The sequence below is a fragment of the Jejuia spongiicola genome (assembly GCF_023502325.1).
GTDB lineage: Bacteria > Bacteroidota > Bacteroidia > Flavobacteriales > Flavobacteriaceae > Wocania_A > Wocania_A spongiicola.
Genome location: NZ_JAMFLZ010000001.1, coordinates 673,793 through 695,511 on the forward strand (window position 1 = coordinate 673,793; position 21,719 = coordinate 695,511).

At 32.0% G+C, this 21,719-nt stretch carries 21 protein-coding genes and 1 tRNA gene; 11 read left to right on the forward strand and 11 right to left on the reverse strand.

Features of this window, described 5'->3' with window-relative positions; translation table 11 throughout:
• Positions 1-3: 3 nt before the first annotated feature.
• From M3P09_RS03130 to M3P09_RS03155, 6 genes are all read left to right on the forward strand, one after another.
• Positions 4-270 (forward strand): DUF1272 domain-containing protein, encoded by a 267-nt coding sequence (locus M3P09_RS03130; RefSeq protein ID WP_249971982.1) that lies wholly within the window; start codon positions 4-6, stop codon positions 268-270.
• Positions 267-1,850: an aldehyde dehydrogenase (NADP(+)) gene (locus M3P09_RS03135; protein WP_249971983.1), complete on the forward strand. Its 1,584-nt coding sequence runs from the start codon at positions 267-269 to the stop codon at positions 1,848-1,850. Before M3P09_RS03130 ends, M3P09_RS03135 begins: the two co-directional genes overlap by 4 nt.
• A 107-nt stretch (positions 1,851-1,957) precedes the next feature.
• On the forward strand, positions 1,958-2,965 hold the full coding sequence (locus M3P09_RS03140) for a 4-hydroxyproline epimerase (RefSeq protein WP_249971984.1): 1,008 nt from the start codon (positions 1,958-1,960) through the stop codon (positions 2,963-2,965).
• 12 nt (positions 2,966-2,977) lie between these two features.
• On the forward strand, positions 2,978-4,225 hold the full coding sequence (locus tag M3P09_RS03145) for an NAD(P)/FAD-dependent oxidoreductase (protein ID WP_249971985.1): 1,248 nt from the start codon (positions 2,978-2,980) through the stop codon (positions 4,223-4,225).
• Positions 4,226-4,227: 2 nt separating this feature from the next.
• Entirely contained in the window at positions 4,228-5,520 is a 1,293-nt protein-coding gene (locus M3P09_RS03150) for an aminopeptidase P family protein (protein ID WP_249971986.1), read from the forward strand.
• A gap of 6 nt (positions 5,521-5,526) precedes the next feature.
• The gene (locus M3P09_RS03155) at positions 5,527-6,735 is read left to right on the forward strand and encodes a M24 family metallopeptidase (RefSeq protein ID WP_249971987.1); all 1,209 of its coding nucleotides are present in this window, start codon (positions 5,527-5,529) and stop codon (positions 6,733-6,735) included.
• A gap of 8 nt (positions 6,736-6,743) precedes the next feature.
• Here M3P09_RS03155 and M3P09_RS03160 read toward each other — a convergent pair whose 3' ends face one another.
• The gene (locus M3P09_RS03160) at positions 6,744-7,811 is read right to left on the reverse strand and encodes a proline racemase family protein (protein ID WP_249971988.1); all 1,068 of its coding nucleotides are present in this window, start codon (positions 7,809-7,811) and stop codon (positions 6,744-6,746) included.
• Complete coding sequence (lhpI, locus tag M3P09_RS03165; RefSeq protein ID WP_249971989.1) at positions 7,804-8,763, reverse strand: bifunctional Delta(1)-pyrroline-2-carboxylate/Delta(1)-piperideine-2-carboxylate reductase; 960 nt, start codon at positions 8,761-8,763, stop codon at positions 7,804-7,806. The genes M3P09_RS03160 and lhpI overlap by 8 nt, the downstream gene beginning before the upstream one ends.
• 136 nt (positions 8,764-8,899) lie before the next feature.
• Between lhpI and M3P09_RS03170 the strand changes: the two genes are divergently transcribed.
• A complete protein-coding gene (locus M3P09_RS03170; protein WP_249971990.1) occupies positions 8,900-10,222 on the forward strand; it encodes a S28 family serine protease in 1,323 nt (440 codons plus the stop codon).
• An 11-nt stretch (positions 10,223-10,233) separates the two neighbouring features.
• Here M3P09_RS03170 and M3P09_RS03175 read toward each other — a convergent pair whose 3' ends face one another.
• Both M3P09_RS03175 and M3P09_RS03180 read right to left on the reverse strand, forming a co-directional pair.
• Entirely contained in the window at positions 10,234-10,707 is a 474-nt protein-coding gene (locus M3P09_RS03175) for a GNAT family N-acetyltransferase (protein ID WP_249971991.1), read from the reverse strand.
• Between the two features lie 3 nt (positions 10,708-10,710).
• Entirely contained in the window at positions 10,711-11,142 is a 432-nt protein-coding gene (locus tag M3P09_RS03180; protein ID WP_099564670.1) for a YybH family protein, read from the reverse strand.
• A 261-nt stretch (positions 11,143-11,403) separates the two neighbouring features.
• On the opposite strand from M3P09_RS03180, the gene M3P09_RS03185 reads away from it, so the two are divergent.
• The gene (locus tag M3P09_RS03185) at positions 11,404-11,643 is read left to right on the forward strand and encodes a hypothetical protein (RefSeq protein WP_249971992.1); all 240 of its coding nucleotides are present in this window, start codon (positions 11,404-11,406) and stop codon (positions 11,641-11,643) included.
• A gap of 9 nt (positions 11,644-11,652) precedes the next feature.
• On the opposite strand, the gene M3P09_RS03190 is transcribed toward M3P09_RS03185, so the two are convergent.
• From M3P09_RS03190 to M3P09_RS03210, 5 genes are all read right to left on the reverse strand, one after another.
• Positions 11,653-12,753, reverse strand: a complete 1,101-nt coding sequence (locus M3P09_RS03190) for a DUF4407 domain-containing protein (RefSeq protein WP_249971993.1) — start codon at positions 12,751-12,753, stop codon at positions 11,653-11,655.
• Positions 12,754-12,863: 110 nt separating this feature from the next.
• Positions 12,864-14,288, reverse strand: coding sequence for a M56 family metallopeptidase (locus M3P09_RS03195; RefSeq protein ID WP_249971994.1), 1,425 nt, complete (start codon positions 14,286-14,288; stop codon positions 12,864-12,866).
• Positions 14,289-14,290: 2 nt separating this feature from the next.
• A complete protein-coding gene (locus M3P09_RS03200; RefSeq protein WP_099564666.1) occupies positions 14,291-14,656 on the reverse strand; it encodes a BlaI/MecI/CopY family transcriptional regulator in 366 nt (121 codons plus the stop codon).
• A 132-nt stretch (positions 14,657-14,788) separates the two neighbouring features.
• The gene (locus M3P09_RS03205; protein ID WP_249971995.1) at positions 14,789-15,652 is read right to left on the reverse strand and encodes a DMT family transporter; all 864 of its coding nucleotides are present in this window, start codon (positions 15,650-15,652) and stop codon (positions 14,789-14,791) included.
• A 121-nt stretch (positions 15,653-15,773) separates the two neighbouring features.
• Complete coding sequence (locus M3P09_RS03210; protein WP_249971996.1) at positions 15,774-17,162, reverse strand: dipeptidase; 1,389 nt, start codon at positions 17,160-17,162, stop codon at positions 15,774-15,776.
• A gap of 101 nt (positions 17,163-17,263) precedes the next feature.
• Between M3P09_RS03210 and M3P09_RS03215 the strand changes: the two genes are divergently transcribed.
• Positions 17,264-17,345, forward strand: a tRNA-Leu gene (locus tag M3P09_RS03215).
• A 989-nt stretch (positions 17,346-18,334) separates the two neighbouring features.
• On the opposite strand, the gene M3P09_RS03220 is transcribed toward M3P09_RS03215, so the two are convergent.
• Positions 18,335-18,796, reverse strand: a complete 462-nt coding sequence (locus tag M3P09_RS03220) for an Lrp/AsnC family transcriptional regulator (RefSeq protein ID WP_099564662.1) — start codon at positions 18,794-18,796, stop codon at positions 18,335-18,337.
• A gap of 170 nt (positions 18,797-18,966) precedes the next feature.
• Between M3P09_RS03220 and M3P09_RS03225 the strand changes: the two genes are divergently transcribed.
• Positions 18,967-19,929: an NAD-dependent epimerase/dehydratase family protein gene (locus M3P09_RS03225; protein ID WP_249971997.1), complete on the forward strand. Its 963-nt coding sequence runs from the start codon at positions 18,967-18,969 to the stop codon at positions 19,927-19,929.
• Between the two features lie 3 nt (positions 19,930-19,932).
• Positions 19,933-21,120, forward strand: coding sequence for a glycine C-acetyltransferase (gene kbl, locus M3P09_RS03230; RefSeq protein ID WP_249971998.1), 1,188 nt, complete (start codon positions 19,933-19,935; stop codon positions 21,118-21,120).
• Here the strand turns inward: kbl and M3P09_RS03235 are convergent.
• Positions 21,117-21,704, reverse strand: a complete 588-nt coding sequence (locus tag M3P09_RS03235; protein ID WP_099564659.1) for an RNA polymerase sigma factor — start codon at positions 21,702-21,704, stop codon at positions 21,117-21,119. The two genes, kbl and M3P09_RS03235, sit on opposite strands and share 4 nt — an antisense overlap.
• Between the last annotated feature and the right edge of the window lie 15 nt (positions 21,705-21,719).

The following is a 21,719-nucleotide window of genomic DNA, read 5'->3' on the forward strand; positions in this document are numbered from 1 at the left end:
TGTATGTTAGAGATAAGACCAACATGCGAAAACTGTAACAAATCATTGTCATTTGATTCTCAAGAGGCAATGATTTGTACATTTGAATGTACCTTTTGTAAAGACTGTGTAGAAAACATATTGCAAGAAGTATGTCCAAACTGTGGAGGAGACTTTGAAAAACGACCAATACGCCCTAAAAACTTATTAGAAAAATATCCAGTGTCAACTAAAATAGTTCATAAACCAGTAGATATTGAAGCGCATTTAAAAAGATTAAATAAAGAATGATAACAGGAAAAAATTACATCGGAAATCAACTTTCAGCAAAAGGAAACAAATCATATAAAACATTTAACCCACAATTAAATATTGAAAATGATAATGTATTTGTTGAAGCCACCTCTGATGAAATAAACACAACGGCAAATTTAGCAGCTAAGGCATTTAAAGAATACTCAAAAAAATCGGGCAAAGAAAAAGCACTGTTTTTAAATACCATTGCAGATGAGATAGAAGCATTAGGCGATGAGCTATTACAGGTGTATTCTTCTGAAAGCGGATTGCCAAATGGAAGAGCCATGGGCGAACGTGGTAGAACAATTGGCCAATTACGTGCTTTTGCAAATCATATTACAGAAGGAAACTGGGTAGATGCATCAATAGATACGGCACAACCAGATAGACAACCTATTCCAAAAACAGATTTAAGAAAAATGAATGTGGCATTAGGCCCAGTTGTAGTTTTTGGAGCATCAAATTTTCCATTAGCATTTTCAACGGCCGGAGGAGATACAGCTTCAGCATTAGCAGCAGGCTGTCCAGTAATTGTTAAATCACATCCAATGCATGCAGGAACTGGCGAATTGGTAGCCTCAGCAGTAATTAAAGCAGCTGAAAAAACGGGTATGCCAAATGGCGTTTTTTCAAATTTGAATAGTAGTGGGATAGAAGTTGGGCAAGAATTGGTAAAACATCCAAAAGTAAAAGCAGTAGGATTTACAGGAAGCATTAAAGGCGGTAGAGCTTTATTTGATTTAGCAACAAAACGAGAAGAACCTATTCCAGTATTTGCAGAAATGGGAAGTGTTAACCCAGTGATAATGTTGCCAAATGCATTAAATAACAAAGCGGCAGATTGGGCAAAAACCTACGCAGGGTCAATTACTTTAGGATCTGGACAATTTTGTACAAACCCAGGATTGTTATTGGGAATTAAAGGAGAAGGCTTAACAACGTTTGCAAATGTTTTATCAGAAGAGATTGTTAAAATAGAACCTTCATGTATGCTGCACCCAAATATTTATGGATCATACGAAAATAATAAGGCGACAGCTTTGGAACAATCTGAAGTAAATATTTTAGCAGATTATAATTCTGATGTGGAAAGTAATTATGCTAGGCAAACAGTTTCTAAAGTTAAGGGGGCAACATTTTTAGAAAACCCAACGTTGCATAATGAGGTTTTTGGACCATTTTCAATGCTGGTTGAATGCGAAAACGAAGCACAATTAGAAGAAGTAATTAATAATTTAGAAGGACAATTAACGGGAACAATAATTGCTGATGAAGACGAGTTGATTAATAGTTCTAATATTGTTGATGCACTGCAAAATAGAGTAGGGCGCATAATTTTCAATGGCGTTCCAACTGGTGTTGAGGTTTGCCCATCTATGCTTCATGGAGGACCTTACCCTGCATCTTCTGATAGCCGCTTTACAGCAGTAGGAGTAGATTCTATTAAGCGATGGGTTCGACCGTTTAGTTTTCAATCTTGGCCAAATGAATTGTTGCCAGACGAATTAAAAAACGAAAACCCACTAGGCATTTCAAGATTGGTTAATGGGAATAAAAGTGTAAATAAAATATAAAGTAAAGAACAATTAATAAGAGTTTGACTAACTCAAATAGAGGCTTATTGGGTGCATTTTATAGCACCCTTTAAGTTTTAAACTATTTACTAAAAAAATTAATTTAAATGGCAAGTAATACTTTTGTATGTATAGATGCTCATACTTGCGGAAACCCTGTAAGAGTCGTAAAAAGTGGAGGCCCACGTTTAGTTGGGAATACCATGAGCGAAAAACGTCAGCATTTTTTAAAAGAATACGATTGGATTAGAAAAGGGTTAATGTATGAACCACGCGGGCATGATATGATGAGTGGCTCCATTTTATTTCCACCGCATAATCCTGAAAATGATTTTGCAATTCTATTTATTGAAACTTCAGGATGTTTACCAATGTGCGGACACGGTACAATTGGAACAATCACAATAGCTATTGAAGAAGGGTTGGTTATACCCAAAGCCCCTGGAAAAATTAGAATGGAAGCACCAGCTGGTTTGGTTCAGATTGAATATGGACAAACAGGTAAAAAGGTAGATTGGGTTAAACTAACTAATGTAAAAAGTTATTTAGCTGCAGAAAACTTAACAGTTGATTGTCCAGAATTAGGAGAAATCACTTTTGATGTTGCTTATGGTGGGAATTACTATGCCATAGTAGATCCTCAAAAAAACTTTTCTGGAATTCACGATTTTACAGCTTCAAAAATTATTCAATACTCTCAAGTAGTGAGAGATAGAATCAACGAAAAATATCCAAATAAATTTATTCATCCAGAAAATGAAACGATTAAAGATGTTACACATATGCTGTGGACAGGAAACCCAATTGACCCAAAATCTTCTGGAAGAAATGCTGTTTTTTATGGCGATAAAGCTATAGATCGATCACCATGTGGAACAGGAACATCGGCAAGAATTGCACAACTGCATGCAAAAGGGAAACTTAAAAAAGGAGAAGACTTTATTCATGAAAGTTTTATTGGAAGTAAATTTATTGGTTGTGTTGAAAAAGAAGTATTTTTAGACGGAAAACCTGCAGTAATTCCAAGTATAAAAGGTTGGGCAAGAATATATGGACATAATACAATTACAATAGATGATGATGATCCATATGCATATGGTTTTCAAGTAATTTGATTTTTTATTAAAATGGGTAAAAATATTGTAGTTATTGGTGGCGGAATTATTGGTTTATGCTCTGCATATTATCTTCAAAAAGAAGGACATCAAGTTACTATCGTCGATCAGTCGAATCTTGATTCTGGAGCATCATATGTCAATGCAGGCTATTTATCTCCAAGTCATATTATTCCTTTATCTGCTCCAGGTGTTATGAAAAAAGGAATAAAATGGATGTTTGATAAATCAAGCCCTCTTTATATTAAACCGCGGTTAGATTTAGATTTTTTTAAATGGACTCTTGCCTTTAACAAATCATGTAATATAAAACATGTAAATAAGGCCATTCCTGGAATTAAAAACATTTCGCTTTTAAGCCAAGATTTATATGATGATATAAAACGCGATGAAAACTTTACTTTTCATTACGAGAAAAAAGGTTTACTCATGTTATGTCAAACCAATAAAATGTTAGATGAAGAAATAAAAACGGCTCATTTAGCAAAACAAAAAGGCTTAGATGTAGAAGAAATTAGTATTGACGCTTTAAAACAATTAGAACCAAATGTAGATATAAATGTAAAAGGAGGAACTTATTATAAATGTGATTCTCATACTACACCGCATGAGTTTATGAGCGACATGAAAACACATTTAAAAAGAGAAGGCGTTGTTTTTTACACCAATGAAAAGGTTGAGGACTTAGAAGTTGAAAATCAAAAAATTTCAGGAATTAAGACTAACAAGCAAACGTTAAAAGCAGACGAATTTGTTTTAGCTGCAGGCTCTTGGAGTTCTATATTAAGTAAAAAGTTAGAACTAAAATTATTGATTCAAGCAGGAAAAGGATACAGAATTAACTCAGAAAAAGAAACAGGAATTTCTATTCCGGCAATTTTATCGGAAGCGAAAGTTGCTGTTACTCCAATGAATGGGTTTACTCGCTTTGCAGGTACAATGGAGATAGCAGGCATAAATCATAATATTAATAGGGTAAGAGTTGAGGCGATAGCTAATGCTACAAAAAAATATTATCCAAGTATTGAATTAACGCAGGAAGAAAAAAATGGAGCTGCCTCTGGTTTGCGTCCAGTATCTCCAGACGGATTGCCGTATATTGGTAAATCTAATAAATGTGAAAATTTAACTATTGCTACTGGCCATGCTATGATGGGCTGGACAATGGCAACAGCTACAGGGAAATTGGTTTCTGAAATTATTTCTGAACAAAAAACCTCTTTAGATATAACTAGTTACCACCCAGATAGAGCTTTTTAATTATGAGGTATGATAAAATTTCTAATACATTATTCATAAAAAACAGAGCTAATTTCTGTTCGAAAATGAGTGAAAATACCATTGCAGTTTTAACATCAAATGATGTAAAACACAATAATGCTGATGATGTAATGGGTTTTACTCAAAATAATGATTTGTTTTACCTATCTGGAATTGACCAAGAGGAAACACTATTGGTTTTATGTCCAGACGCTTATAAAAAGGAAAATCGAGAGATTTTATTTATAAAAGAAACGAATGAGCATATTAAAATATGGGACGGCGAAAAGCTAACAAAAAAGCAAGCGAGTGAAATCTCAGGAATTAAACGTGTAGAATGGATTCAAGATTTCGAAATGGTTTTGCAATACATGGCTTTTGAAGCTGAAGGTTTTTATTTAGGACATAACGAACATTTAAAACGTGTAACAAAAAGCCAAGAAACACAACAAGATAGAATGATTAAGTGGTGTAAAGAGAAATATCCTTTACACCAATATTTTCGAGCAGCTAAAATAACTAGAGCGTTAAGGCAAATTAAATCTGAGGAAGAAATTAAATTAATTCAAAAGGCAGCTAATATTAGTATTGAATCGTTTAAACGTGTTTTAAAAACGTGCAAGCCTAATATCAAAGAATATGAGTTAGAAGCAGAATTGACTTATAATTTAATAAAATCCGGAGCCGTTCGTCATGCTTTTCAACCTATTGTAGCTTCAGGAAAAAATGCTTGCGCACTACACTATAATACAAATGATGCAGTTTGTAAAAATGATGAAATGGTTTTAATGGATTTTGGTGTTTGTTATGCCAATTATAATAGTGATACAACACGATGTTTTCCTGTAAACGGAAAATTTTCAGATAGACAAAAAGAAGTATATAGTTCTGTTTTGTATTGTTTAAAAGAAGGGAGTAAACTTTTAAAACCAGAAATGATATCGTCTGATTATGAGCAACACATGGCAGCTTTAATTGAAGCAGAATTGATAAAGTTAGGCTTATTAAATGCTGATGAAGTTTTAAAACAAGATCCAGAAAAACCTCTGTATAAGAAATATTTTATGCATGGTACAGCACACCATATTGGTTTAGATGTACATGATGTAGGCTTGTATTCTCGTCCATTTGAAGTAGGAATGGTTTTAACCTGCGAACCAGGAATTTATATTCCAGAAGAAGGTATAGGCTGTCGTTTGGAAAACGACTATCTTATTACTAAAGATGGGAATATAAACTTAACCGAAGCTATGCCGATCGAAATTGAAGATATTGAAGCACTAATGAATAATTAAAAAAGTATGATTGGAATTGGAGGGTCGACAATTGAAGCAGAATTAAATGCTATTAAACCCAAAGCACATTTAGTAAAGCCCATTCAAAAAGAAGAATTTCAGAATCGCATTAAAAAGGCTTGCCGTTTAATGAAAGCTAAAAATGCTCAAGCTTTGTATTTGCATTCAGGAACTAATTTGTACTATTTTACAGGAACTCATTGGAATTCTAGCGAGCGAATGGTTGGAGCCTTATTGTTTCCAAATGGAGAAGTTCATTATATCGCACCTCAATTTGAAAAAGGAACCATTTTAGATTTTATGATTATTAATGGAGAAGTTCATTGTTGGGAAGAACACGAAAGCCCTTTTCAATTATTTAATCAAACACTTAAAGATAATGGTGTAGCAAATGGTGAAATTTTAATTGATGAAACTACCCCATTTTTTATATCAGAAGGTATTTTAAAAGCCTCACCTGTATATACCTTAGTTAATGCAAAACCAGTTATTTCAGGTTGTAGGATGATTAAGTCTGATGCAGAAATTGCCATTATGCAGCATGCAATGGATATTACTTTAGAAGTTCAAAAAGCGGCAGCAAGAATTTTAAAAGTTGGCATTACTGCTAATCAAGTTGTAGATTTTATTAATGAAGCTCATAAACGATTTGGCGCCACTTCGGGGTCTTATTTTTGTATTGTATTATTTGGTGTAGATTCTTCGTTTCCACATGGTGTAAGTAAACCAAAGAATTTAGAAATGAATGATATGGTTCTTATCGATACAGGCTGTGTATTGCATGATTACATATCTGATATTACACGAACTTATGTTTTTGGAGAAGCAAATGATTTACAACGACGTATTTGGAATATAGAAAAGGAAACTCAACAAGCAGCTTTTGATGCCGCTAGGTTAGGGAATACATGCGCTACAATTGATTTGGCATCTAGAAAAGTGTTAGAGTCTCACGGTCTTGGGTCAGATTATAAGCTTCCTGGGTTACCACACAGAACAGGCCATGGTATTGGTTTAGATATTCATGAATACCCATATATTGTTAAAGGAGATGAAACAGTTTTAGAACCTGGAATGTGCTTTAGCAACGAGCCTATGATTTGTGTGCCAAATGAATTTGGGGTTCGTCATGAAGACCATATTTACATGACCGAAAATGGTCCAAAATGGTTTACTAAGCCCATGTATAGTATAGAAAACCCATTTGGATTATAGTAACTTATCTATCTTAAAATAAATCCGTCTTTCATTGGGTCATTAGGGTCAATTACAAAAGTTTGCATGCCAGTAATATAAGCAGTGCCTTCAACTTGAGGAATTACGGCTTTAAATGGACCGTAATTTTCTTCAGAAACAACAGATCCTTTAAAAACAGAACCTGTAATACTTTCAATAGTCATGATTTCTCCAAAATCAATGTCTCCTCTAGTTTTGTGTATGGCCATTCTTCCAGATACACCAGAACCTGTAGGGCATCGGTCTACCTCGCCTTCTGCAAAAATGCAAACATTACGACTGTCATTGCCAGAGATTTGCTTATTGTTATCAATAAATATTGTTCCGTATAAATAACTGAGCTCTTCTTCATAAGGGTGTGTAATTTCCTTATCAGTTTCCATAACAGCATGTTTGATGTCCATTCCGGACTGAATCAAACTTCTGTAACTTTCAGGGGTCAAATTAAAATTAAAGTCGTTTTTAGCCATGTCAACATAAGCGTAGAAACCGCCCCCATAAGCAAGATCGTAGATTACTTTCCCTAACCCTTTAACATTAACGGCTCTGTCTAGTCCAATCACAAAACTTGGCACACAATGAAACCTTACTCCGGTTACTTTTCCGTTTTCAACATGAGCGAAAGAGGTGATTCTTCCACAAGGCGCATCAATTTTGATTATATTGTCTCCTTCTTTTACATCTACCCATTGCATTTCAATAGCCAAAGTAGAAATAGCAATAATGGCATGGCCACACATGGTTGAATATCCCTCGTTATGTAAAAAAATAATTCCAAAATCACCTTCATCATCATTTGGAGGTAATAAAATACAACCATACATGTCGGCATGACCACGGGGTTCAAACATTAATGTAGTACGTAAAAAGTCAAAATTTTCTTTGCAATATCTACGGTACTCTAAAACAGAATTACCTTTTAATTTCGGAAAGCCATCAACAATAACTCTTAAAGGCTCACCGCCAGTATGCATATCAATTGTTTTAATTTGCAACCAATCTTTTGATGGTTCAAAATGGGTTTTATTAAGTATATTTTGATATGTATTATTCATTTTTAAATTTTTTAAAATAATATCCAGCTGCAACTAAATCTTCGAGTGCATGACCTACCGATTTAAATACTGTAATTTCTTTCTCAAAAGTTCGTCCTTTTTGTTTATTTGCACAAAGCTGAAATAAATCGGCTTTGATATGCTCTTTTTTAAGAATGTTTTTTTCAATTGGAATAACAATATCCCCGCTTTCTTTTAATCCGCCTTGAAACGTATCTACAAAAACAGAGGCTTTAACAATGGTTTCATCGTCTGCTTCTCTCATATCTTTTTTGTAAGCCCCAACCAAATCAATATGTTGCCCTGCTTTTAAATATTTGCCAAAAACTAGAGGTGTTTTAGATAATGTTGCACATGAAATGATATCGACATCTGATATTTTTTCTTTAATTGTTTTAATAGCTTTAATACTAAAACTCTCATTTTTTAATGCCGAAGCTATGCCTTGTGCTTTTTCAAAACTACGCCCCCATATAAATACATTTTTTAAAGACCTTACTGATGCATGTGCTTTGATGAGATTAATTGATAATGCTCCAGTACCAACCATTAACATTGAGCTTGAGTCTTTTCGAGATAAATATGCTGAAGCTAGAGCAGATGCTGAAGCTGTACGCTTAACAGTTAAGCTTTTTGCTTCTAAAATGGCTTTTATAGTTCCTTTTACGGCATCAAAATATATATATGTACCTTGTATTGAAGGTAAATTAAATTGTCTGTTTTCAGGACTTACGGTAACTATTTTTACGCCAGCATCTTTATTTGGATTCCAAGCAGGCATTAATAATAATGTAGAATCAGCATTAACTTCTGGGTTTGGAAAGTCATGATGATGCCGCATTGGGATGATTGTTTTATTGTTAGAAAATCCATGCTTTAGTTCTTGAATTAATTCAGAAAACACAGTATTATTTTCAATAAAGGCATCATCTATTTGTAAAATCTTTTCCATGAGTTAAATGTAACAAAATCATTATTTTTAATTCAATATTATTTACGAATAAACTAAAATGATACTTAATATGGATAATATAATACAGATGTCATTTTTTTTGAAAGCTTATCTTTAAAACTTAAAATGATCACAAATGAATTCTATTAAAAAAATATTAGTCTTATTTTTAGTAAGCATTAGTATATATTCTTGTAAAGAGTCCAAAGTAAATTTTGATGCTTTAACTTTTGAAGAGCAGTTAAAAGTATTATTTCCTACTGCAGAGATAAGTCCAGTAAAGGTAGAAGATCATTTTAAAAAAGCGTATCAACTTATTTTAAAACAACCTTTGGATCACAGCAATATTGAAGCAGGGAGTTTTAATCACTATGTATACATATCTCATACAGATTATTTAAAGCCTACAGTTTTGGTAACCGAAGGGTATAGTGCCAAACATAAAACTTATGAATTGAGTAAGGTTTTACAGTCTAACCAAGTTATGGTTGAGTATCGATTTTATGGTAAGTCTAGACCAGAAGCAATTCCGTGGGAATACTTAACTAACGATCAGGCAGTTGAAGATTATCATGCATTAATTAATAAATTGAAACTGCTTTATAAAAACAAATGGATTTCTACAGGAATAAGCAAAGGAGGAGAAACCACTTTAATTTATAAGTCTAAATACCCTAGCGATATTGACGTGTCTGTGCCTTATGTAGCGCCTATGATAAATGGTTTGGAAGACCAACGTACAAATAATTTAATTAATACGGTTGGAACTATTGAATGTAGAAATAAAATAAAGGAACTTCAAAGAACAGTACTAAAAAATAAAGACAAAGCGCTTGAAATTTTTAAAGAAATAGCCAATGAAAATAAGATGACATTTACTGAGGTTCCTTATGAAGAAGCTTTAGAATATACTGTACTAGAATTTCCTTTTTCTTTTTGGCAATGGCGAGGAGATAAGTGCGAGGAAATACCTAGCAAAGATGCACCAATTGGTGATTTGGTAAAATATATGCATAAAACAGTTGGTATAGATTTTTATAGTGATGAAGGTTATACTAAATACTTACCATCGTTTTATCAGCATATGAGGGAATTAGGATATTATGGTTTTGATTTAGAGCCTGTAAAGGATTTACTTAAAGTAGTTAAATCGCCTTCAAATTTGCGGTTTGCTCCAACTGATGTAGATTTAACATATAACCCCGAGTATATTAAAAAAGTTAGAGATTATGCCGAAAATAAAGGGAATAATATTTTATATATATACGGTGCTTACGATCCGTGGGGAGCATGTGCGCCAACACCTGCACCAGATCTAGATGCTTTAAAGATGGTTTTAGAAGACGGACATCACGGAACTAGAATAAAGCACTTTTCTGAAAAAGATCAGCAAAAAATATACAACAAGTTAAGTGAATGGTTGGGTGATAATATAGAAGTCTTTCCTTTAAAAGAATAATACATAAGTTATTATAAATCTAAGTTTTCAATATCTAGTCGCATACTTATCATATGCTTTTTAAAACCAACTTTTTCATATGCTCTAATAGCAGATGGGTTATCCTCATAAACATCTAATCTAATTTCGGTTATTTCTTTAGTTTGGCACCATTCTAAAAGAGCCTGCATTACTAGCTTGTTATAACCATTCCCCCTATGTTTTTTTGGTACAAACATAAAACCTAAATACCCTTGCTTGTCGTGCTTTAAATAATGTCTGTCTTCTTTTATTTTTGCGTAACCAGAAGCAACTATTTCATTATTTAATTCAACGACAAATAATTCTGAATCCTTATTTTTTATAAACTCTGTAACATCATAATAACTTATTTTTCCTTCCTTAATGGTAATATCCATTGGTCGTTCGGCTTCAATAAGTCCTTGTTCAAACTCTAATAAAATAGGGACATCATTTAAAGTAGCTTTTCTGACAATTGGTTGCATAACTTAACTAGATGTATCAGCAATAATTTTCCACTCACCATTAATTTTTTTGAAAATAATCATGAAAATCCCATCGGCGTTTCCAACTACACGTTTTAAATGATATTCACCTAAAACAAAGTAAGCTCCCTCGCTAATTTTAGAAATATCGTTAATTTTAAAGCTTAATTTACCTGTGTGGTCTTCGGTTGGATAACTTTTTTTATAGCGCTCTAAAGTATTCTGCCACCCATAAGTAACACCATTACTGCCATAAAATTTAAGCGAGTCGCTTTTCCAATAGCCTTCCATAAACTTTTCAATATTGTTTTTAGACCAAGCAATTCTTTGCGCTTTTAAAACACTTTGAATAGCTTTTTTATCTTCATTCTCAGTAGATTGAGCATTGCCATAAAAAAAAGTTGTTATAAATAGTATTAAAATAAGGTGCTTCATAATAAATATTATATGTTTTAGCAAAAGTAAAAATAGCAAAATCTTATTTTAAATGTGGTTGCTCATCGATTAATTTTGCATTTATTATTTTTTTATCTAGAGTTAAAATCTATTTATCGATAAAATAATGTAAAACCCTTTTTGTGTTTATACATTTATATGAAAATCAATTAATTAGTCTCCCTCAAATTTATTGTTTAACCATTACAAATATCTTATATTATGGAATTAGAGATTTCAAGCTACAACAATTTTTTTAAAATGAAAGGCATTCTTAGTAAGCGTAGCTTGGGCGTATTTAAGAATGAATTTAATAATATTTTTGATAAAGTAGGCGCACTTACTATTAGCATTGAAAACATTGAGTGGATGGATAAATATGGCGTAAATGCTTTAGCAGAGTTGCATTATGAGGCTATATCTAAAAATAAGAAAATGTCTATAATTGGTTTAGGATGCAAAGATTTATATGAGCATTTTAAATCTGATTTTGCAGCGTAAAAACAAACATTACAACGCGTTTTTTTGATGCTTATAAAAGGCATCAGCTTGAAGTTGCATAAGTTCCCTCGCTTTTTTGCGCTTGTAAGTATACAATTCTTCTTCATTTTCTATATCACTATAAATGCGATCGTTAATGGCATAATCTGTTTTTAACAAGACTTCTCTTTGATTTGTATTTTGGAGTACTGTTGTTTTTATAGCAGTTTCTTGATCTTCAAGTTTAAAATCATATGCTCCTTTTGGCGATAATAATTTGGCCAAAATTGGAGATGTTTCAATAGCTAAAAACAATAAGAATATAAAAAATGATGGCAACCAAGGAAGTTTTCCTAAAGCATTAACCCGAGCCATCAAACCATCAAAATTACTAATTATGGGCTGTGTGTTTACAACCTGAGTCTCATAATCACCTTTAAGTTCTGCTATTTTATTTTCAGCAGTTGCAATTTTAGCTTTGTTTTCTTTCTTTAGCAGTTGTAATTCAGCTAATAATGCATCGTGCTTTTCTCTTTTTTCTTTATAAACAGGTCCTTTGCCTAGCAATTTTGTACCAGCAGTTCCTTCAGCTTCTGCAATGTAAGTGTCGTATAGTGCATTTACCTCAGTTTCTTTGGTGTCTATTTCATTTTGTAAGCCTTTTATTTCACCTTGAAGTGAAGCAATGTTTGGATTGAATTGCTCAGCAATTTGTTGTTGGTTAGCTAATGTTAAATCATTCTTCTGTTCTAGCAACACTTGATTAATTTCTTTCTCAAATATTTTTAATTCTAAAGGTTTTGAGATTACTATGGCTATAATTATTGCTAGTATTATTCGAGGAGACGCCTGTATAAGTTCATCAATAACATTGCCTGTTTTTTTAATTGTTGAAACAATATAACGGTCTAAGTTAAAAATGAGTAAGCCCCAAATTAAGCCAAAAAATATAGCTGTATAAAGATTGTCGAAAACTGTGTAAAGCGCATAACTAGATGCGATAAAGGCCATAACGGCTGTAAAGAAAACAGTAGCGCCAATTCCTGCGTATTTATTTTGTTCACCAACAGAACATGTTTCCAAAATGTCCGTATCTGAACCGGAGCAGATAATAAAAAAGCGTTTTAACATGGTGTGATTGATTTTGATTGATTGCTTATTAGAACGCTGAAACTGACATTTTGTTACATTATAGAGCTAAAAAAAGCCTAAAGATTATTTTAGGCTTAATTTTAATTAATTTAATCTTCTTTAATAACTATGGGTTTTGTTGAAAGCTGAACAACATAATCGTTATCATTTGAATGATTTGTAGTAATGCTAATGTTCTTGTTTTTAGTTAAGATACTTATGGCCTTTTTTGAAGATATTTCCTTTTTATTATAGTAAAACTTAGCTCCTTTTTTTGCCATATCTTTTACGTGTTCTAAAGGGCTTTTTGGAGGCGGTGGCGGTGGTGGAACTTCAACAACTTCCCTTACTTCTACAGGTGCAGGAACTTCTCTTACTTCTACAACTTTTACAGGTGTTGGTTCTGGAGCTGGAACTTCAACAACTCCTCTTAATTTAGATGGCTCACCTGGAACTGGAGGTGGAGGTGGGAATACTGGAAATGGCTCAGCTTTTTTTCTTTGTTCTACAGTCATAACCCTATAAATGTAATTTAAGCGTTCAACTTCCTTGTTTTTTATAATAACTCTACCTTGAGGATTATTGTATTTTTTTGCCAATCTATTGTATTCTGCAATTTCTTTTTGAGTTGCTTTTTTTTGATATACAGATTGTTCTGTTGTGTTTTCAGTTTCAATTATAGCTTTATTGCTAAAGCTATAAATTAGAATTGCTAATAAGGGTAAAATAATGAGGCTTCTAAGCCAAATAATTGTTTTTGACGTTTTTGTTTTCATAACTGTAAATCGTTTTTTGATTAATGAATAATTGATGGCATTTACTATTTGTTGATTTTGATTATCTCGAAAGCTATTGGGAGACGAGAATGTGAGCAATGTTTTTTGGTAAGTTGATGAGTCTATACCTTGCTTTAAAACGGCATGATCTGCTAAGAATTCATGATTAAGCTTAATGTCTTTTTTTATGAAATAAAGCAAAGGATTAAACCAAAATAATATTTGAAATAATTCAACAAACAATATATCTAAAGCATGCTTTTGTTTTGCATGAATTTGTTCGTGCAACAATACTTCGTCGGGAATTAATTTGTTTTCATATTTAGTCTTGTTTAGAAAAATATAATTTAAAAAAGTATGCGGAATAATTAAATCGTTCAATAAAACATTGATAAAGTTTTCGCTTTTGAGTTTTGGATTTGTTTTTATTTTTTGAAATAATCTGTATATGTTTTTAAAGAATCTAAATAAAAATATTATTAGGCCTAAGACATAAATACTCCATAAAATAACTGGAAGAAGATCGTAGAATGTTTTGCTCTGATCTGTTACTTCAATAGGTAGAGCATTCTCAAAATCTGTTTTAGATAATTCGATATATTCTGTAAAAGTTATAAGCGGTATGCTAATAGAAATTAAAATTACCCCAATTAAATAAAAACGTTTAAAAGTGTGTGCGCTAGTTTTTTCTAAACATAGTTTATAGAATATCATAAAAACAGCTAAACAAGCACTGGATTTTAATACAAACAAAAGCATAATTATTTCTTTTTAATTTCGTTATCAATTAAGGCCTTTAAATCTTCCAACTCTTCTTTTGTAAGGTTGGTTTCCTTGGTGAAAAATGATGCAAACTGTGATGCGCTATCGTTGAAAAAATTTTTTATTAAACCATTTACGTGTTTGGAGAAATAATCTTTCTTTTTTACCAAAGGGTAGTATTGTCTTGAATTTCCGAATAAATTGTATGCAATAAAACCTTTGTCACTCATGCGTTTTAAAAGCGTTGCTACGGTTGTGGTGGCTGGTTTTGGTTCTGGATAAGCCTCAAGCAAATCTTTCATGAATGCTTTTTCGAGTTTCCATAAATGATTCATTAAATCTTCTTCGGCTTTTGATAATTTCATTTTCTACAGAGTTAGAATTGTTTCTACAAATGTAGAGTAAATATTTTGATTCTACAAATGTAGAGTAAAAAAATATTTTTTGAAAATAAAAATGAGATTTTGACAGTACTCGATTTGATAAATAAGTAGTGGTTAACTGCTTTTTCTAGACCGAATACTTTCAATAACTACGGTTGAAAGAATAATGAGGCCTCCAAAAAAAGTATTCCATGTTGGTATTTCGTTTAAGAAGATGAATGCTATAATAATTCCTAAAATGGGTTGAGTGCTACTAATGATACTGGCAGTGCTTACCGTAAAATGGTTTAAACTATTAACTAACATAGTGTGGCCAATGGCAGTAGTAATTACTGCTAGAATTATTATATAAGGGAATTGTGTAGCTATGCCAGATGTATCCATAAAAAATAGCATAGGTGATAAAACAATGGTAATGATACCAATTTGATATAACATGATTGCGGTACCATTGTAATTGGTTACCAATTGTTTTGAAATAATGTTGCGAATAGCATAAAAGAGTGCAGAAGCTAAACCGAATAAAACACCTTTTAAGTGAGCACTTTCCAAACTAAATTCTGGCGCTAAAATATAAATGCCTATTAGTACCATAATTCCAAGGAATATATAAATTGGATCGAACTTTACTTTTATAAATAAAGGTTCTAAAAATGCTGTTAGTATGGGGTAAACAAATAATGAAAGCATACCAATAGCTACATTGGATAACTTTAAAGCATAGAAATATGTAATCCAATGAGCTGCTAAAAAAACACCACTAATTATAAAGAGGATGATTTCTTTTTTTGATTTTAATTTGAGGCTAATTTTTTTATAACGACAAAACGTAAATAGTAAAACTGAAGCAATAATTGAACGCCACCAAATAATAACAGGAATAGACATATCTATATATTTACCTAAAGCTCCAGAGGTACTTATAAAAAGTGTAGCCAATAAAAGTAGAAGAAGGTGTTTGCTATGTTGGTTGTTCATTTATTAACGCTTGTTGTGTTAGCGATTGCAACGGCATCCTTTTGCTTTTTTGCAAAAGATATAGTGAAAAGCGCGACCGCCTTTTGCTACTTAAAAGCAAATGGCGGTAACACCCAAAATATTATTTAGATAATTCGGTAAAATACTTGTAAAACAACGGAATAGTTTCGATTCCTTTTAAATAATTGAAAACTCCGAAATGCTCGTTTGGAGAATGAATAGCGTCGCTATCTAACCCAAAGCCCATTAAAATAGTTTTGCTTTTTAATTCTTGCTCAAATAACGATACAATAGGAATACTGCCACCACTTCGTTGCGGAATTGGTGTTTTTCCAAAAGTGTCTTGATATGCTTTACTTGCCGCTTGATACCCTAAGCTATTTATTGGGGTTACGTAACCTTGCCCACCATGGTGTGGTTTTACTTTTACAGTAACACCAGCTGGAGCAATGCTTTCAAAATGTATTTTGAATAATTGGGTAATCTCTTCCCAATCTTGATGTGGAACCAAACGCATCGATATTTTTGCGTATGCTTTACTAGCAATAACGGTTTTAGCACCTTCGCCTATATACCCTCCCCAAATACCATTAACATCTAGCGTAGGGCGGATAGAATTTCTTTCGTTTGTGGTGTAACCTGCTTCACCATAAACAGCTTCAATATCTAGTGCTTTTTTGTAGCTTTCTAAACTGAAAGGAGCTTTAGCCATTTCTGCACGCTCTTCTTTTGATAGCTCTTCTACTTTATCGTAAAAACCAGGAATTGTTATATGATTGTTTTTATCATGAAGTGACGCAATCATTTTGGTTAATATGTTTATAGGATTTGCTACAGCACCACCATATAAACCAGAGTGTAAATCGCGGTTAGGGCCAGTGACTTCCACTTCCACATAGCTCAATCCGCGTAGGCCTGTTGTAATTGAAGGAGTGTCATTGGCTATCATACCAGTATCGGAAATTAGAATAACATCATTTTTTAGTTTTTCTTGGTTTTCTTTTACAAATATGGCAAGGTTTGAGCTTCCTACTTCTTCTTCACCTTCAATCATAAATTTAACATTACAAGGCAATTGATTTGAAGAGGTCATAAATTCTAATGCCTTAACGTGCATATACATTTGTCCTTTATCATCGCATGCTCCACGAGCAAAAATTGCGCCTTCAGGATGGCGTTTTGTTGTTTTAATTATGGGTTCAAAAGGAGGTGAATGCCACAAATCTAAAGGATCTGGTGGTTGTACATCATAATGGCCATAAACTAAAATTGTTGGTAAATTTTTGTCAATTATTTTTTCGCCATAAACAATAGGATATCCTTTAGTTTCGCAGATTTCTACGTGATCGCATCCTGCATTTTCAAGACTAATTTTTATTTTGTCGGCAGTTTTAAGTACATCATTTTTGTATGCTGAATCTGCACTTATTGATGGAATTTTTAGGAGTTCCACGAGTTCGTTTAAAAAGCGTTGTTTATGCGCTTTAATATATGATTGTATGTTATCCATATGGTGTTTGTAAAGTTCTTATCAAAAGTATAAAAAAAGAATGTTTTTAATGATAAAGAAGTTTGCAATTTAAAAATCTTGTTTATATTTGCAGTCCTTTAGCGGGCGTGGTGGAATTGGTAGACACGCTAGACTTAGGATCTAGTGCCGCGAGGTGTGGGAGTTCGAGTCTCCCCGCCCGCACTGTAAAGGAAAAGGCTTCTCAAATTTGAGAAGCCTTTTTTATTTTTGTCAAGTATAAATATAATTTGATAACTTCTTAATGTTTTCGATAAGTAGTTGTAAGAATATTTTTAAGAGATTTATTTCAGTCTTCAAAATAAAGAATATTAATCTACCATTTAATAGCTCAAAGTAAAATGTAAAAGGCGAACAGATGTCCGCCTTTTGCCCCAAATCAACCATAAACTTAACCTACTTATTAAAGTTATGGATATTCAAACATAAGGTTATATACTTTAATAACAACCTAGAATGTAATATAAGGAGACTATATTCTAATAAATGGGTAAAAACAATAATAACTGTTTTAATGTTGAGTCTATAAGCACCATTTTTTTTAGTATTTTACTAAAAAAAGTCTTCAATGAATCTTAAAAAGGGAGAATGTAATTATTAAATTATCTGCTGACAATAATGCTCTTTTGTTTCTTTAGGCATAATTCGTTCAAACAAATTCTCTAAAGTTGTTATGCTATGATCCCCAATATTTTTTGTGTTGAAAACAAAACTATTGCCAGAATATAATCGGATAATTAAGCATGAATTAATAAAAATAATTTTCTTTATATCTTTAATTTTAATGTGATGTCCCTTAAGGCTATTAAATCTTATAAAGATAGCTTCTTTGTTGTATCTAATATAGTTTGTGAAAATAAAAGGACTAAATAAACCTATTATTTCTGCTAGAATAAATACTATAAGATATATGTACCAATCTAAGTTTTCATTAGTTAGAAGAAGCAGTATAGCTATAGGAATAAAAATAAGCAAACTTAAATAATGCCTATTTATACTTTCAAAATAAATTTTCTCCATAACATCAAAACTATAGAGAACATTTATATTGGCAAATGCTAATGTAATAAGCGCTAAGTATTCCGAATAAACGGTTTTTGCACACTGATATTTTAGGCTAAATCTTATAAAAAGGCAGAATTTTCATCTGTTTATTATATAAAGTATTCAGTAGTAGATTTAATTTCTTTTAAAACGAAATAACTTTCCAGAACACCAATGTTTTCAATTTTCGATAATTTTAATCGAACAAACTCATGATATTCGTCAAGGCTATCTAAATTAATTTTTAAAAAAAAGTCAACTTTCCCAGCCATATGGTAGCATTCCTGTACTTCTTTTAAGGCTTTGATTTGCTTATCAAATTTATCAATAAAGCCTTCATTATGATATCTTAGTGATACCATACAAATAGCGGTTATGGGAATATTAAGAAGTTTTTTATTTAAAAGTGCTACATACTTTTTAATATACCCTTTTTTTTCTAATCTTCTTATGCGTTCATATACTGGCGATGGAGTTAGATTCAGTATTTCTGCAACTTCTTTAGTTGTTTTTTTTGAATCTTTTTGTAGAATTCTTAAAATTTTAAGGTCTACTTCGTCTAGCTTTTCCATTTGAAGATAAATTTTCTTTTTTTATGTTTAACGAATATTATTTAAAGATTATATTTCTTATGAATAGATAAATAAAAGATAAAATTACTTATTTTTTTATTATTAAAAGCTTTTTTAATTGTAAAATAAGCAAATTATTTAATTTTATTCTTTTAATATTTTTAATAAGAATGAGCCAAGAAATCATATTAATAACTGGATCTAGCGGACAATTAGGGACTGTTTTAACAAAAAAGCTACAAAAGAAATATGGTGTTGATAATGTAATTGCCTCTGATTTGAGGTATGATAGAGATTTTAATGGGCAATTTGAAGTTCTTGATGTTTCAAATTTTGAAGCGATAAAAGCGATTGTTTTAAAGTATAAAATCACTCAAATATATCATCTTGCAGCAATTTTATCTGCAAATGGAGAGAAGGCCCCTTTAAACACTTGGGATATAAACATGAAAACCTTTTTTAATGTTTTAGAAGTTTCAAGATTATACAATATCAAAAAAGTCTTTTTCCCAAGTTCTATTGCAGTGTTTGGCAATAATGTAGAACGATTAAATACACCACAATCTTCTAATTTAACACCCACAACAGTTTATGGAATTAGTAAAGCTGCTGGAGAAAACTGGGGAAATTATTATTATGAAAAATATGGATTGGATGTTCGTTCTTTGAGGTATCCGGGTGTTATAGGATATCAATCTTTACCAGGTGGAGGTACAACCGATTATGCTGTAGATATTTTTCATAAAGCAGTTAATAATCAGAAGTTTGAATGTTTTTTAAATGCATCAACCATGTTGCCTATGATTTATATGGATGATGCAATAAGAGCCACATTAGAGCTAATGGAAGCTCCAAAGGAGAAAATAACTGTTAGAACATCATATAACATTGCTGGGTGCAGTTTTAACCCAAAACAATTAGCGACAGCCATAAAAGAAATTCACCCAAATTTTGAGATAACATACAAGCCAGACTTTAGGCAAGATATTGCAAATTCTTGGCCAATGAGTATAGATGATTCCGATGCTAAAAAAGATTGGGATTGGCAACCTAAATTTGATTTAAAGTTAATGACAGATGTCATGCTTAGAAACTTAGAACTTAAATACAATAACAACCCTATAACTATATAATTTATGTACGGCAATATAAAAGATGATTTAATAACAGAAATTGAAACTATTAAATCTAACGGTCTTTATAAAAATGAACGTATAATTACCTCAAAACAAGGAGCAAGTATAAGCACGACAACTCAAGAAGAGGTTCTAAATTTTTGCGCCAATAATTATTTAGGGTTAGCTTCTAACTCTGAAGTTATTGAAGCAGGAGTAAATGCCATTAAAAACTATGGTTTTGGTTTGTCTTCGGTGAGATTTATTTGCGGTACACAAGACATTCATAAAGAGCTGGAGCAAAAAACCGCACAGTTTTTAGGCATGGAAGATTGCATTTTATATGCTGCAGCTTTTGATGCCAATGGAGGTTTATTTGAACCTTTGCTTTCTGCAGAAGATGCAGTTATTTCTGATGCTTTAAACCATGCCTCTATTATTGATGGTATTCGTCTTTGTAAAGCAAAAAGGTTTAGATATATACATAACGATATGTCTAGTCTTGAAGAACAACTTATACAAGCGAGTTCTTCTAGGCGTAGATTAATTGTAACTGACGGATCTTTTTCAATGGACGGGACTATTGCGCAATTAAATAAAATTTGCGATTTAGCTGATAAGTATAATGCTTTAGTAATGATAGATGAATGCCATTCAACAGGATTTATGGGAGCTACAGGTAGAGGGGTTCATGAGTATCATAATGTTATGGATAGAGTTGATATTATTACTGGTACATACGGTAAAGCTTTAGGAGGTGCTTCAGGAGGTTTTACAGCAGCTAGAAAAGAGATTGTTGATATTTTAAGGCAAAACTCTCGCCCTTATCTATTTTCAAATACTTTGGCGCCAGCTATTGTTGGAGCAACTTTAAAGGTACTAGACAAAATATCAAATTCAACAGAGTTAAGAGATAAACTAGAAGAAAACACAAAGTATTTTCGCTCTGAAATGACGGCGGCAGGGTTTGATATTATATCAGGACATCACCCTATAGTTCCAATTATGTTATACGATGCAAAATTGGCTCAGAGCTTTGCTAAGTATTTATTAGAAGAAGGTATTTATGTTATTGGTTTTTTCTTTCCAGTGGTACCTAAAGGAAAAGCCAGAATAAGAGTGCAATTGTCTGCTGCACATAATAAAGAACATATTCAAAAAGCCATTAAAGCTTTCGTTAAAGTAGGTAAAAAGTTAGAAGTTATTTAGGAGCTTTTAATATTAAATAGTAAAAACATAAACGACATAACTTTTTCTTTCATCTTTTTCCTAAGAATTGAGAAGGCCTTAACCATTTGTTTTTCAACAGTATTGACAGATACATTTTGATATTCTGCAATTTCAACATATGTAAGGCCATCCTGCTTACTTAGTAAAAAGGTTTCTTTGCACCTAGGTGGTAATTGTTCTATTTCATTTTGTACAAGAGTCATTAGTTTATTTGTTTCAGGAATATCCTTTATTTCAATAATTGTCTCTAAGCCTTCTATATATTTTTTTTCTAAAATTGTAACTGCTATTTCTTTTCTATATTGATCTATAAATTCATTGTAAACTGATTTATAAAGGTAATTCTTAATAGAAATATCAGGGCTTAATTTTTTTCGATTTATCCACATTCTGGTAATAACATTTTGGACAATATCTTCTGATTTGAAATTATCTCTAGCAAGATTACTAGCATAATCACATAACTTTTTATAATGGAGATCTACCAAATAAGAATATGCAGCAGTATTACCTTTTCTAAGGTGTTTTATGAGTTTTTTTTGATTAGAAAATACGTAGCGCAATTAGATAATATGGAA